Origin of the sequence: Allobosea sp. Root670 (assembly GCF_001429415.1) — a bacterium.
In the GTDB taxonomy this organism is placed as follows: Bacteria; Pseudomonadota; Alphaproteobacteria; order Rhizobiales; family Beijerinckiaceae; genus Allobosea; species Allobosea robiniae.
In genome coordinates this window covers 121,250-135,531 of record NZ_LMJU01000001.1, presented here as the reverse complement: position 1 = coordinate 135,531, position 14,282 = coordinate 121,250, and the positions used below count along the sequence as shown (strand labels likewise).

9 protein-coding genes are annotated in these 14,282 nt (G+C 66.6%); 6 read left to right on the top strand and 3 right to left on the bottom strand.

Going from position 1 to position 14,282, the window contains the following annotated elements:
* Positions 1 to 72: 72 nt before the first annotated feature.
* Genes ASE61_RS00550 through ASE61_RS00540 form a run of 3 tightly spaced genes read right to left on the bottom strand, consistent with a single transcriptional unit; the run spans position 73 to position 4,759 of the window.
* Positions 73 to 1,902, bottom strand: coding sequence for an SLC13 family permease (locus ASE61_RS00550; protein ID WP_061963633.1), 1,830 nt, complete (start codon positions 1,900 to 1,902; stop codon positions 73 to 75).
* 49 nt (positions 1,903 to 1,951) lie between these two features.
* Positions 1,952 to 3,157: a M20/M25/M40 family metallo-hydrolase gene (locus tag ASE61_RS00545; protein ID WP_413813514.1), complete on the bottom strand. Its 1,206-nt coding sequence runs from the start codon at positions 3,155 to 3,157 to the stop codon at positions 1,952 to 1,954.
* Positions 3,158 to 3,208: 51 nt separating this feature from the next.
* A complete protein-coding gene (locus ASE61_RS00540; RefSeq protein WP_061963629.1) occupies positions 3,209 to 4,759 on the bottom strand; it encodes an AbgT family transporter in 1,551 nt (516 codons plus the stop codon).
* A gap of 324 nt (positions 4,760 to 5,083) precedes the next feature.
* On the opposite strand from ASE61_RS00540, the gene ASE61_RS00535 reads away from it, so the two are divergent.
* The 6 genes from ASE61_RS00535 (at position 5,084) to ASE61_RS00510 (ending at position 14,262) form a co-directional block, all read left to right on the top strand.
* Positions 5,084 to 6,259, top strand: coding sequence for an alpha/beta hydrolase (locus ASE61_RS00535; protein WP_082616992.1), 1,176 nt, complete (start codon positions 5,084 to 5,086; stop codon positions 6,257 to 6,259).
* 236 nt (positions 6,260 to 6,495) lie between these two features.
* Positions 6,496 to 7,449 (top strand): helix-turn-helix transcriptional regulator, encoded by a 954-nt coding sequence (locus tag ASE61_RS00530; RefSeq protein ID WP_156406938.1) that lies wholly within the window; start codon positions 6,496 to 6,498, stop codon positions 7,447 to 7,449.
* 80 nt (positions 7,450 to 7,529) lie between these two features.
* On the top strand, positions 7,530 to 8,702 hold the full coding sequence (locus ASE61_RS00525; protein WP_061963625.1) for an MFS transporter: 1,173 nt from the start codon (positions 7,530 to 7,532) through the stop codon (positions 8,700 to 8,702).
* A gap of 369 nt (positions 8,703 to 9,071) precedes the next feature.
* Positions 9,072 to 10,046 carry an efflux RND transporter periplasmic adaptor subunit gene (locus ASE61_RS00520; RefSeq protein WP_244492681.1) on the top strand — a complete coding sequence of 325 codons (975 nt, stop codon included), beginning with the start codon at positions 9,072 to 9,074 and terminating at the stop codon, positions 10,044 to 10,046.
* Positions 10,043 to 13,126 (top strand): efflux RND transporter permease subunit, encoded by a 3,084-nt coding sequence (locus ASE61_RS00515; RefSeq protein ID WP_061963621.1) that lies wholly within the window; start codon positions 10,043 to 10,045, stop codon positions 13,124 to 13,126. The genes ASE61_RS00520 and ASE61_RS00515 overlap by 4 nt, the downstream gene beginning before the upstream one ends.
* Positions 13,123 to 14,262 carry an efflux RND transporter periplasmic adaptor subunit gene (locus tag ASE61_RS00510; RefSeq protein WP_244492680.1) on the top strand — a complete coding sequence of 380 codons (1,140 nt, stop codon included), beginning with the start codon at positions 13,123 to 13,125 and terminating at the stop codon, positions 14,260 to 14,262. The genes ASE61_RS00515 and ASE61_RS00510 overlap by 4 nt, the downstream gene beginning before the upstream one ends.
* Positions 14,263 to 14,282: the final 20 nt, after the last annotated feature.

Below are 14,282 nucleotides of genomic sequence, written 5' to 3'. Positions count from 1 at the left end.
GCCTTTGATTGACGGGGGCTAATTAAAAGAGCGAGCGGAGCGTGCCGCCATCGTTCGGTTGCTTGCGAAAATTCAGAAGCGCCAGATCAGGGGCACGATGAAGACCGCCACGACGAAGAACCAGATCAGCAGCGGCAACCCGAGTTTCCAGTAATCGCTGAAGACGTAGCCGCCTGGTCCCATCACCATCAGATTGGTCGGCGTCGCAATCGGCGTCAGGAAGGCGCCGGCTGCGGCGACCGCCGTGCTCATCAGCACCGGCCGCGGCGAGATGCCCATGGCGGTGGCTGCGGCGACGCCGATCGGGATGACGATCAGCGCCGTCGCGGTATTGCTGATGAGCTGGCCCAGCACCGCGGTCAGGACGAACAGGCCGGCGAGCAGCGCGGTCGGCCCGGCGTCGCCCACCATCGAGACGAGGTGGTCGGCCAGCATCTTCGCTGCGCCGGTCTGGATCATCGCGGTCGAGAGCGGCATCATCGCGCCGACGAGGATCACGGTCGTCCAGCTGATCGCGCGGTAGGATTGCTCGACGGTCATGATGCCGCAGAGGATGATCGCACCGGCCGCCAGCAGGCCCGCCACGGCAGACGGAACGATGCCGGTGGCCAGCATCACGACCATCGCGAACAGGATGATGATCGCCTGCTTGGCGCCCGGACCCATCGGCACGGCCTGGCGCCGCACCAGTTCCGGGGAGCTGACGACGAGGACGTCGGGATCGTCGAGATGGGTGTCGAGCGCCTTCCAGGTGCCCTGCAGCAGCATGGTGTCGCCAGCCTGCAGCACGACGCCGGCCGTCTTGGTTTTGCCGGCGTTTGGAGCCTCGCTCGCGCCGCGTTGCACGGCCAGGATGATCAGGTCGCCGCTTTCGGTGACCATGCCGGGGAACACGGTCTGGCCGATCAGGCCTGAGCGCGGCGGGATCACCACCTCGGCCAGGCCGGAGCGGCGGTTGAACAGGGTTTCTTCGCCATCGCCCGCGCCTTCCTCGCGGAACGCGAGGTGCATCTGCGCCGCGAAATTGGCCGCGGCCTCGGCATCGCCGCGCAGCAGCAGATGGTCTCCCTCGGCGATCGTCGTGCGACGCAGCGGCCCGGCCGTGTCGCCGTCCTGGACCGCAACGAGCTGGAGCCCGGACCATGTGCCGAGGTCGACTTCGTCGGAGCGCTTCCCGACATAGGGGCAGGTCGCGCGGACGCGTAGTTGATGGACGCCGCTCGCCAGCCCGTATTGCTCGACCAGCGTCCTGGCGTGGCGGCTGAAATCGGCCGGCATGGTCGCGCCGTTGCGCTGGGGCAGAAGCTTCTCCCCGAACAGGATGATGATCGCCATGGTGCCGGCGAGCAGCGGGATGCCGGCCAGCGCGAACTCGAAGAAGCCGAAGCCGCCGACGCCGGCATCGAGCCCGGCCTCGGAAACCAGCACGTTCACCGGTGTGCCGGTCAAAGCGAGCATTGAGCCGGCATGTCCGGCGAAGACCAGCGGCATCAGCAATTGCGAGGAGTTGCGTCGCAGGCGGACGGCGGTGACGACGACGACCGGCAGCAGCGCAGCGACCGCACCGTTCAGGCTGATCAGCGCGACCAGAAGTGACACCAGCCCCATCATGAGCAGCAGGAGCCGCGTCCGGCTTTCCTCTCCGGCCCCCTTGATCAGGAGCTGGCCGGCCCAGGCGGTGACACCCGTGACCTCGAGCCCGGAGCTGACGACGAACAGGGAGGCGATGAAGATGACGGCGGGATCACCAAGCCCGGCGAGCGCCTGAGGCAGGGTGAGCACGCCGGTCGCCCAGAGGCCGAGCGCCGTGCCCATCGCGACGAGCACGACAGGCACCTTGTTCGTGACGAACAGGACCACGGTAATGGCGACGATGATGCCGGTATAGGCGATCGGACTCACGCATCAGCTCCTTGGGGGTGTTCTCGGCCGCAGACCCGTTTGAAGGGTCTCAGTCTTCGAGCGTCGCCATCAGGATGCCGAGACGGCAGCCCTTTTCGTACTCGGTGAGATTCACATATTCCTTGATCGTGTGGATCTCGGCCTGGCCGGCGCCGATCGTGATGGTCGGGACGCCGTGCTTGTCGAGCCAGTTGGCATCGAGGCCGCCATTGGAGAACAGGTAGTTCGGTTCGATACCCAGGATGCCGAGCGCCTTGGCAGCGCGCTTGACCACAGCTGAATCCTTGGCGAGCTCGAAGGGTGGATAGGCCGGCTTGTGGGTGAACGTCACCTTCGCCGTCTCGCCGCCATCGTCCTTCACCTCGCCTTGAGCCTTGGCGAAGGCGGTCTTGAAGGCCTCGGCGATCTTGGTGGCGAAAGCGGCCTCGGGGCTGCGCGCCTCGCCGCGGATGTAAGCATAGTCGGTGACGACATTGGTCGCGTCGCCGGCGGCGACCGTGCCGCCCTTGCCGCCGAAGATGCCGACATTGCTGGTGCCGCGGCCATCGGACTTCACGATCTTGCCGAACCAGCCCTCGCGGCGAGCTTCCGCAAGTGCGATCGCGCCGACGAGCGTCGCCGAGATGCCCTTTTCGGGCGCGACGCCGGCATGGGAGGCCTTGCCGGTGATCTCGACTTCCCAGTTCTCCTGGCCGACCGCGCCGATCAGCAATTCGGAGGCGAGCTGGCCGTCGACATTGATGCACATGACGGCACCGCCGAGATCCTTCGGGTTCAGCTCGCGCGCGCCGTGCAGCCCGCTTTCCTCGCGCACCGTGAACAGCAGCGTGATCGGCGGGTGGGGCAATTTGTTCTTGATCAGCGTCTCGGCCAGCACGACGAGCAGCGCCACGCCGGTGCGGGCATCGCCGCCGAGCGCGGTGGTGCCCTCGGAGACGATGCGGTCACCCTCGCGCTTCGGCTTGGCCCCGGCGCAGAGCGGCACGGTGTCGAGATGGGTCGAGAACAGCAGGCGCGGCCCGGCCTTGGTGCCGGGCAGGTCGACGATGAGGTTGCCGGTTTCGGTCGGCAGCGGGATGCGCTTGTTGGCATCGTCGAAGCGGATGGCCGAGGCCGGCACGCCGACGGCCTTCAGCGCCTCGCTGACGGCAGCGCCGATATTGGCTTCCTTGCCGGTCACGCCCTCGACCGAGAGGAAGCGCATGAGATGCGCGATGGCGGCTTCGACGTCGAGGGGAATGGCGGGTGTCGTCATGATCTGCATCCGAACGGGTTGGATTGGCGACGGGGAGGGCTGCGATGGGGCTCAGAGCCCCCAAGGCAGGCCGAGCATCTTCCAGACGGCGAACAGAGCCGTCCAAAGCACGAACATCCACACGACATAGGGCAGCATCAGCGAGACCACGGTGCCGACGCCGGCATTCCTGTCGTATCTTTGGATGAAGCCGACCACGAGGGCGAAATAGGCGTTGAGCGGGGTAATCGCGTTCATCGGCGAATCGCCGATGCGATAGGCCGCGAGCACGGCTTCCGGCTCGACGCCGAGCTTCATCAGCAGGGGCACGAAGACGGGGGCGAAGATCGCCCATTTCGCGATCGCGCCAGTGAGAAGCAGGTCGATGATCGCGACCACCACGATGAAACCGAGCAGCAGCGGCAGGGCGCCGATATTGGCGGCCTGGAGCACGCCCGAAAGGCTCAGCGCCATGACCGTGCCGATATTGGTGTAGGTGAAGTAGGCGACGAACTGGCTGAGCACGAAGAACAGGAAGATCGTGCCGCCCATGCTTTTGATCGATTTCTCGATCGCGGCGATGACCTCCGCCAGGGTCTTCAGCGTGCCGGCGCCGATGCCATAGGCCCAACCGGTGACCAGGAACATCAGCATGATGAGCGCGATCAGGCCGTTCATGAAGGGCGAGTTGCCGATCAACTCTCCGGTGGTCGGATTGCGCAGGGGCGCGCCCGCGGGGAGCGTGAGGAGGCAGAACACCGCGATCAGTCCGAGGAGGCCGAGACCGGCGAAGCGAAGACCGCGCGACTCCGCTTCGGACAGCACGGCGCCTTGCTCGGTGACTGTTCCCTCGGCCGCCAACTTCGGATCGTAGCTGCCCAGGCGCGGCGAAATCATCTTGTCGGTGATGAACGCGATGATGACGGTCAGAAACAGCACCGAGGCGATCGAGAACCAGAGATTGGATGCGAGGCCGATCGTGCGATTGGGGTCGACAAGGCGGGCGGCGTCGTTGGTGAACTCGACCAGAACCGCATCGAGCGGCTTGATCAGCATGTTGACGGTGAAGGCACCGGCGACCGCTGCGAAGCCGAGCGCCAGGCCCGCGACCGGATGGCGGCCGACAGCGAGATAGGCAATGCCGGCAAGCGGGATCAGGACGAGATAGCCGGCATCGGCCGCGATGCTGGCGATGATGCCGACGAAGGCGAGGATATAGGTCAGCGCCCAGTGCGGCGAGACGATCACAAGCTTGCGGATCAGCGCGGTGACGAGCCCTGATTCCTCGGCGACGCCGGCGCCGATCATCGCGACGATCATCAGCCCGACGGCCGTGAAGCTCATGAAATTCGGGATCAGCGACGAATACATGAAGCGGATGCCGTCGATGGTCAGCAGGCTCCGGATCGCCGTGCTCGCCGCCTCGATTTTATGGGTGTCGGGGTTGATCCGCTCGTAGGTGACGGCGGTGCCGAACAGCCCCAGCACAGCCGAGAGGGCAATGACGATGCCGATCAGGATCAGGAAGATGACAACGGGGTGGGGAACCATGTTTCCCACCTTCTCGACGGTGTCGAGAAACCTCTGCATGGTCGTTTTCGGCGCGACGGTGGCAGTGGTCATCGCATTCCCCCCTTGAGCCCAGGCTTTCAGCAGCGAACCCGCGGCCGATGTGCCGAAGACTCCGGCACCCGCAAAGCTCCGAGCGTGATGGGGGAACCTTAAGTCCGGGAGCCGGGAGAGCATCGGCAGAGAATCCCAAACTTTGGGCCTTCTGTCCCAAAGTCTCCTTCCTCGCGCCCGTAGGCGGGGTGTGGGCTTGCCGCCGGCGGGGGGGCTTTCTACGGTCCGTCGCGGTGAGGGCCTTTGTCGGCCGATGATCGACCGGGGCGGAACGATGCCGGACCAGGGCCAGGATGCGGGGGAAGGGATGTTCGAGGCGTCGAGATGAACGGCGTGACATGGCTGGAGCGGTGCCAGCGCTCCGCTCGCGCGCGTTTGTCCTGGCTCCTGCTCGTCGCGCTCGCCGCCGGTCTGGCGGCTTGCGCATCGACGCCGCGCGGGCTCCTGGAGCCGGTGGCGCCCGTCCCCGGCACCGACAGCGTCAACATGCTGGCGGCGACGACGCGCGCGCCCTCCGCCGATGCCGGCGTCCTGTTCAGCGGCGAGCGGGGCGAGGGCGTCTCGTTCCGGAATATCGTCGTCTCGATCCCGCGCAACCGTGAGGTCGGCAGCATCCAGCTCCCACGATCGGTTCCCGGGAATCCCGCCACGGATTTCACCGTCACCGCCTCCACGGCGCTGCCGAAAGCCAAGCTCGCCGACTGGTTCAGGTCGACGAGCGGACGCTCGAAGCGCGTCTTCGTGTTCGTGCACGGCTTCAATACGCCGTTCGACCGAGCCGTCTTCCGCTTCGCGCAACTGGCGCATGATGCCGACGCCGATGCCTCGCCGGTTCTCTTCTCCTGGCCCTCGCGCGGCTACCTGCTCGACTACAGCCGCGACTTCGACAATGCGTCCTATTCGCGCTCCGACCTCGCGGACCTGCTGGGCGTCGCGGCCGCCGCCCCCTCTGTCCGCGAGATCGTGATCCTGGCCCATTCGATGGGAAGCTGGCCCGCCGTCGAGGCGGTCCGGCAGATCGCGCTCAAAAGCGGCGGCGTCCCGCGCAAGATCACCAATCTCATCCTGGCGTCGCCGGATCTCGATGTCGGCGTCTTCCGCCGCCAGATCGAGGATATGGGGCCGAAGCGACCGCAGATCACGCTGTTCACGGCCCAGCACGACCGGGCACTGCAGGTCTCCCGCTTCATCGCGCGCGGTGCGACGCGGCTCGGCGGCATCGACCCGACGCAGGAGGAATACCGCAACCAGTTCGCCGGATTCTCCGGGATCACCGTGATCGACCTCTCCGCGATCAATGCGGGCGACCGCCTCAACCACGACCTGTTCGCGGCGAGCCCGGATGCAGTGCGCCTCATCGGCGACCGGCTGCTGCAGGGACAGGTGATCACCGATTTCGACGTCCCGGCGCCCCTGGCGGCGGCGGGGGCGATCAGCTCGGCCGCGACTCTTCTGGTCACCGCGCCAATCCGAGTCTTCGATGCAGCAACGACGCCATAGGGTTGACGGGTCGGGCGGCGAAAGCCAATATTGACGGATATTCGGCGGTAATTCGAATTTTAGACTGTTGTTAGATAACTCTACTTCCGGATTGCCCTGTTGATTTAGATCAATTTCGTCCAAATGCGACCAGTGTTAGGATCAGATCCTGCTTCTGTGGCCTGCGCAAAGCCGCAGAGTAATTGGAGTATCTGATGCCGGCTTTCTCTCATGGTGGGGTGAGGAAGGACGTCAGCATGTTTTCTGTGGCGCAGTTTTGCACCATGGAGCTTCAGGCTAAGGACCAGTTCGACGCCTGGCGTTCCTTGCACAAGGACACGATCGAGCTTTTTCCGACAGGGGAGCGGTCGGCGGGATTTGCCGCTGCATTCTCGTCCTGGACCCTGGGGGAGCTTGTTCTGACACGTGTTGTCTATTCGGGCGCGCCGGGCCGGCAATGGCGGCACCACCCCAAATCCTATCTGGACCATTGGTGTGTGGTGCTGGCGCGGGCGGTGGCAGCCGACGGCTCGGCGCGGGGAGAGCTGAGCTTTCGTTCGCTGGCGCTGCCCTATGAGGGCCAGGCGCAGGACAGCGAGGTCATCACCCTGTATCTGCCGCGTGATCAGCGCCCGGTCGATGAGCAGCGCCTCGATGGAGCCCACGGTGTCGAGGTGAGCCCGGATTTCGCACCGCTGCTCAGCGACTACATGGACGGCCTTGTCCGGCATCTGCCTCACGTCACCCCGGAGCACGCCGCAAACCTGGAGATGCCGACAAGGGCCCTCATCGCGGCCTGCATCACGCCCCTATCGACCTATCAGGAGCCTGCGCGCTCCGCCTTGGGGGCGGCTCTCATCGACAGGGCGCGCGCCGTCGTGCGCCAGAACATGGCCGCCCCGGATTTCGGTCCCGAGCGGCTGGTCCGCCTGCTGGCGATGTCCCGCTCGAAACTGTATCGGCTTTTCGAGAACAGCGGCGGAGTGGCTCATTTCATCAATAGAGAGCGCCTGCGCGAGGCGCATCTCCGCCTGAGTTCCCAGCGTGAAATGCTCTCCATCCACGCCATCGGAAACGAGGTTGGATTCGTCGATCACTCGACCTTTAGCCGGGCCTTCCGGCGGGAGTTCGGCTACAGCCCGACCGAGGCGCGCGAGCGCGGGATCGTCCGCTCCTTCGCCGATGAACGGGAAGGGCTGGGCCAGGGTTGACCGGTGCGGCTTCCATCACGCCCGAAAACGCGGCCATCTGACCGGCCGAGCCCAAACCCGCCGCTCGGGGAGTGGGCCTGATGACAGGCGTGCCCACCGGGCGGCTTTCGCTTCTTTACGCAATTCTGTTCTTCGAGCTCGGGGTCAATCTTCCGTTCTTCCCGCTCTGGCTCCAGGCGCAGTCGCTCGAGAGTGACGCGATCGGCATCATCCTGGCGACCCCGTTGCTGGTCCGGGTCGTGGCCAATCCCGTGGTCGGAGCGCTCGCCGACCGCAGCGGGCGCATTGCGGTGGCGCTCACGCTGTGCGCCATGCTGGTTGCGGCTGGCACTGGCCTCCTGACCGTCGCGCGCGGCTTCTGGCCGATCCTCCTCGTCGTCATCGCCATCGCCCTGGCGCAGGGACCGTTGATCGCGCTGGCCGATGTCATGACTCTCGGCCGCCTCGCCGGGGGGCCGCGGTCGGAACTCGCCTATGGCCGTATCCGTTTGTGGGGATCGCTCGGCTTCGCCGCCGCCAATCTCGCGGCCGGCTGGTCGCTCGAATGGTTCTCGACCGACGCGATCGTTGTGCTGTTGCTGGTCTCGGCGATTCTCACCGCCGTTGCCGCCGCCCGTTGCATAACGGGTACCGTGAACCGCCCGCGAGACGATGCGCAAAGCGCCGCATGGCCGGCGCATCCGCTGCTTCTCGTCTGCACGATTGCCGGTGCCGCGTTCGTGCAGGCGAGCCACGCGGCGTTCTACGGTTTCGGCACGCTGCACTGGCAGGCGATCGGGACTTCCGGCGCCGCGATGGGCGGGCTCTGGGCTCTCGGCGTCCTGTCCGAGGTCGTCGTGTTTTCATGCCTGGGCTACCGCATGAACGGAGCCGCGAGCGCAGCCGGCCTGTTGGTGGCGTCGGCCGCGACGGCGATCCTGCGCTGGGGAGCGATGTCGCGGGATCCCGACCTCTCCACCCTGATGTGCCTTCAGGTGACGCAGGGCCTGACGTTCGGGGCCACTCATCTTGCCAGCATCTTCCTGCTGACGAGACTGGCTCCGGGCAGCATGCAGGCGCGCGCCCAGGCCTGGCTCGCCGGCGGGTGGGCCGGCGTGATGGCCGTTCTGACGACGCTGTCCGGCCGGCTCTACGAAAGCTGGGGGGAGCAGATCTACCTGGTGATGGCCGCGGTTGCTGCCGTTGGATTACTGCTGCTGCTGCCTGTCGCTTTCGCCCTGCGCGCACCGCGGCTCGAGAACCGCCTGCCCTGACCCCAAGGAACTCGGCCTTTTCCAACAATGGGATGACCAGCCCAGAGTTGGGATTCTGAGCTGATCCGCCTTTTCTTCGGGGTTGCTAGCCTCTCTGTGTCGTCCTGAAAGGGCTTTGCGGGCCGTAAACGCGCCCGTTGGCATGCGGGGGCGCGGCCGTCAGGGGAAGGGTTCGATGCAGAGGCAAGGCTTGGGATGCCAGGGTGCGCCGCTGCAGCGGCAGGAGGCTGCGAGGGAGCGGGCATGAGGCACAGCGAGGCTTCATCGCGGCTGGGCCGTCTTGCGGTCGTGACCGCCATCGCGCTCGCCGTCGCCTCCTGCAACCGTGAGGAGAAGGAGGCTCCGGCGCCGGTTCGCTTCGTTCGGACCGTGACCGTCGAGCCGCCACGCCAGGCGCCCGATCTCGCCTTCACCGGCCATATCGAGGCGCAGGACCAGGCGTCGCTGGCCTTCCGCATCGGCGGTCGCCTGGCGGAACGCCTGGTCGGTCTTGGCGCGACCGTCCGCGAGGGGGAGACCGTCGCGCGACTCGACCCCGAGAACGAGCTTAACGATCTCCGCTCCGTTCAGGCCGCGTTGACTGCGGCGCAGGGCAATCTGCGCAAGGCGGAAAACCAGTTCCAGCGGCAGAGCCATCTGCTCGAACGCCACATCACGACGCAGGCGGATTTCGAGAGCGCGCAACAGGCACTCACCGCCGCGCGCGCCCAAGTCGACGCGGCCCAGGCACGGGTCCGGTCTGCGGAGGACGTCGTCGGCTTCACAACGCTGAAGGCCGATGCGCCGGGCGTCGTCACGCGGGTCGGTGCGGAACCTTCGGAAGTCGTTTCAGCCGGCCGCATGATCGTCCAGCTCGCAAGACGGGAGGGCCGCGACGCCGTCTTCGAGATTCCCGCCGATCTGGTGCGACAGCTCACGCCCGATATGCAAGTGCGCGTCGCCCTGGCCGGGGAGGCCGGTGCGGAGGCCACCGGCCGGGTGCGCGAGATTGCGCCGCAGGCCGATCCCGTGACTCGGACCTTCCGGATCAGGGTCGGCCTGACCGACCCGTCCCCGGCCTTCCGTCTCGGCGCAGCCGTCTCGGGCTCGATCCGTGGCGCCGAAGGCGGGGCCATCACCATCCCCGCGACGGCGCTGGCGCGGCGCGACCAGGCCACCGGCGTATGGGTGGTCGACCCTAAGAACCTGACCGTTTCGCTGCGCAAGCTCGAGGTCGCGAGCGCGGATCCGGCGGCCGCCAAGATCTCTAAGGGATTGGACATAGGCGACATCGTCGTCACCGCTGGTGCCGGGCTTCTACGTGAAGGCCAGCGCGTACGCCTGATCGGAGCGGAGCCGCGATGAGCTTCAACCTCTCGGAATGGGCGCTGAAGAGCCGCTCGGTCGTGATCTACCTCATGATCATCGCGGTCGCTGCCGGGGTCTTCGCCTTCATCAAGCTCGGCCGCAACGAGGATCCGGCCTTCGTCATCAAGACAATGGTGGTCTCCGCGATCTGGCCCGGCGCCACGATGGAAGACACGCTGAGCCAGGTGACCGAACGCCTCGAACGGCAGCTCGAGGAAACCCCCGGGCTCGACAGCGTGCGCAGCTTCACCAGGCCGGGCGTGACGACGATCTTCGTCAACCTCAAGGGCGACGTTCCCGGCCGCCAGGTCCAGGACACCTGGTACCGGGTGCGCAACCTGATTGCCGACATGCGGCACACGTTGCCGGCTGGCACGCTCGGGCCGTTCTTCAACGACCGCTTCGGCGACACTTTCGGCATCATTTACGGCTTCACCTCGGACGGCTTCACCAGCCGCGACCTGCGCGACCATGTCGAGGCCATCCGTTCGCGGCTGCTGCTCGTGCCAGACGTCTCGAAGATCGAGATCGTCGGCGCGCAGGACGAGCGCATCTTCATCGAGTTCTCGGTCAGGGAACTGGCCAATCTCGGCCTCGATCGCTCGGCGCTGCTCGGGGCTCTGCAGGCCCAAAATGTCGTGCGACCGGCCGGTGAGGTGCAGACGCAGGACGAGAAGTTCTCGGTGCGCGTCTCCGGCGCCTTCCAATCGGAGGCGGATCTGCTCGGCATCAATTTCCCGGTGGGCGACCGTATGGTGCGGCTGGCCGACATCGCGACTATCAGGCGCGGCCATGCCGATCCGCCGACGCCGATGTTCCGGGTGAACGGGCGTGACGCAATCGGGCTGGGCATCGCCATGCGCGACGGCGGCGACATCCTGGCGCTCGGCAACAACATCAAGAAGGCGATGGCCGAGGTCACCGCCGGCCTGCCTCTCGGCATCGAGCCCTATCTCGTCGCCGACCAGGCGGTGACGGTCTCGCACGCGATCGACGATTTCATGATGTCGCTCTGGCAGGCCGTCGGCATCATCCTGGTCGTCAGCTTCATCAGCCTCGGCGTGCGGCCGGGCCTCGTCGTGGCTCTCGCGATACCGCTGACGCTCGCCATCGTCTTCGCTTGCATGCTGGTCGCCGGCATCGACATGCAGCGCATCTCGCTCGGTGCGCTGATCATCGCGCTCGCGCTGCTCGTCGACGATGCGATGACCACGACAGACGCCATGGTCACGCGACTCGCCGCCGGCGAGGCGAAGATGAAGGCGGCGACCTTTGCCTTCGAGAAGTACGCCACCGCGATGCTGGCCGGCACGCTGGTGACGATCGCCGGCTTCGTGCCGATCGGCTTCGCCGCAAGCTCGGCCGGCGAATACACCTTCTCGCTCTTCGCGGTGGTGACGATCGCGCTGGTCGTCTCCTGGTTCGTGGCCGTGCTGTTCGCACCTGTGCTCGGCGTCGCCATGCTGAAAGCGCCAGACGCCTCCGCGCAGCAAAAGGAGCCGGGGCGTGTCGAGCGCGGCTTCCGAAGCTTTCTCTCAAGCGCGATCAAGCTGCGCTGGGTCACGATCGCGGTCACGCTCGGTCTGTTCGCCGCCTCGCTCCTGGCGCTGCCGCTGGTGCCGCGGCAGTTCTTCCCGGCGTCGGACCGGCCGGAGCTGCTCGTCGATCTCACGTTGCCGCAGAACGCCTCGATCTATGCGAGCGAGGACATGGTCAACCGCTTCGAGGCTTCGTTGAAGGGCGATCCCGATGTCGAGCGCTGGAGCACCTATGTCGGCCGCGGCGCTATCCGCTTCTACCTGCCGCTGAATGCGCAATTGCCGAACGACTTCTTCAGCCAGGCCGTGATCGTCGCCAAGGATGTGGCGGCGCGCGAGCGGCTGCAGAAGAAGCTCGAGGCCCTTCTCGCCAAGGACTTCCCCAATGTAGTCGGGCGTGTCTCGCCGCTCGAACTCGGCCCCCCGGTCGGCTGGCCGGTGCAGTACCGCGTCAGCGGCCCCGATATCGCCGAGGTCCGCACCATCGCGATGAAGTTGGCACAGGTGGTCGCGGCAAATCCCAAGGCGCAGCAGATCAATTTCGACTGGATCGAGCCCGCCCGCGAACTGCGCCTGCGCGTCGACCAGGACGAGGCGCGCCGGCTTGGCCTCAGCTCCGCGGCTGTCGCCGCCATCGTCAACACGGTGGTCTCGGGGACGGTTGTGACGCAGGTGCGGGATTCCATCTATCTCGTCGATGTCGTCGTGCGGGCGCAGGATGCGGAGCGGGCCTCGCTCGACACGTTGCGGAGCATGCAGGTCGCGCTGCCGAGCGGCCGTTCGGTGCCGGTCTCGCAGTTCGTGAGCTTCAGCTACGGCCTCGACACGCCGTTGATCTGGCGCCGTGATCGCGTGCCCAACCTGACGGTCTCGGCCGATGTGCCGCCCGGGATATTGCCGGACGCGGTGGTCGGCGCGCTGCAATCCTCGGTGGACGGGCTCAGGAAAACACTGCCCGCAGGGTACGACATTGCCGTCGGCGGCACGGTCGAGGAAAGCGCCAAGTCGCAAGCCTCGGTCATCGCGGTGATCCCGGTGATGCTGCTGATCATGTTCACGGTGCTGATGGCGCAGCTCAGGAGCTTCCGGCTCTTCGCGATTGTGCTGAGCATCGCGCCGCTCGGCCTGATCGGCGTCGTCGCCGCGCTGCTGCTCTCCGGCAAACCGCTGGGCTTCGTCGCGCTGCTTGGCATCCTCGCCTTGATCGGCATCATCACCAAGAACGCGGTGATCCTGGTCGGGCAGATCGAGGATGAGCGTGCGGCCGGCAAGGGCGTGGTCGAGGCCGCGGTCGACGCCGCCGGCACGCGCTTCCGGCCGATCGTGCTGACCGCGATCTCGACGGTGCTCGGCATGATCCCGATCGCGCCGACCGTGTTCTGGGGGCCGATGGCCTTCGCGATCATGGGCGGCCTGCTGGTCGCGACGGTGCTGACCCTCGTCCTCCTCCCCGTCCTTTACGTCACCGTTTTCGGCGCCGCGACCGCACGCAACGGCAAGACGAAGCGGATGGCCAGTGCGGGAGCCTCCCGATCATGAGCGCGATCATCACGAGGCGGATGCTTGCGAGAGGTATCGGACGCATTGCCGCCGTCACGTTGCTGGGGGCGGTCCTCGTCTCCTGCGGCGATGAGAAGGCACCGCAGGCGGAGGGGCGGCCGGTCGGCGTCGTCACGGTGGAGGCGGGGCAGTTCTCCGACGACGTCCAGCTCAGTGGCGAGATTCAGGCCAAGAAGGACGTTTCGCTCGCCTTCCGCATCGGCGGGCGTGTCCTTGAACGCCCGGTCAATGTCGGCGACCAGGTGAAGGCGGGGCAGGTCATCGCCCGACTTGACCCCGCTCTCGAACAGAATGCGCTGGCGGCTGCCAAGGCGGCACTGGAAGCCGCGCGCGGCGAGGTCAGCACGGCGCGCAGCACCTTCGAGCGCCAGGAACGCCTGATGGCGCAAGGCTTCACGACCCGGCCGCGCTACGATCAAGCCCGGCGGGCGCAGGAAACGGCGCAGGCCACGCTCGAAAATGCCGAGGCGCAGGTCGAATTGGCGCAAGATCGCCTTGGGTTCACTGCGTTGCGCACAGATGTTGCGGGCGTCGTGACCGCGCGCCGGATCGAGCCCGGCGAGGTGATCCAGCCGGGTCAGGTCGTCGTCCAAATTGCCCGCGACGACAGCCGCGACGCGGTGTTCAACGTGCCGGCAGCGGTGCTCGACACCCATCTCAGCGATGCCCGAATCCGTGTCGCGCTGGCTGATGCTCCTGCTGTGACGGCATATGGCTCGGTGCGCGAAGTCGCGCCGCAGGCCGATCCGGTGACGCGCACCTTTGCCGTTCGGGTCGGGCTGCAAGACCCGCCGGAGGCGATGCGCCTCGGCTCGACGGTCGTCGGCACGATCGAACTCACCACCGCGGCGATCGTTTCCATTCCGGCGAGCGCACTGACCCAGCAAGGCCGTTCGCCCGCCGTATGGGTCGTCGACCCCGCCAAATCGACCGTTTCCCTGCGCGATATCGATGTGTTGCGGTTCGATGCCGGCACGATCATCCTCTCCCAGGGGCTGGCGCCCGGCGAAATCATCGTATCGGCTGGCGCTCAAGCCCTGCATCCCGGCCAGCGCGTCAGGCTGTTGCCTGGGCAATTGCCTTCGTCGCGGCAGCAGGCGGCCGTGTCGCCGTGACCGTCGCGGGCGGAGGCCGA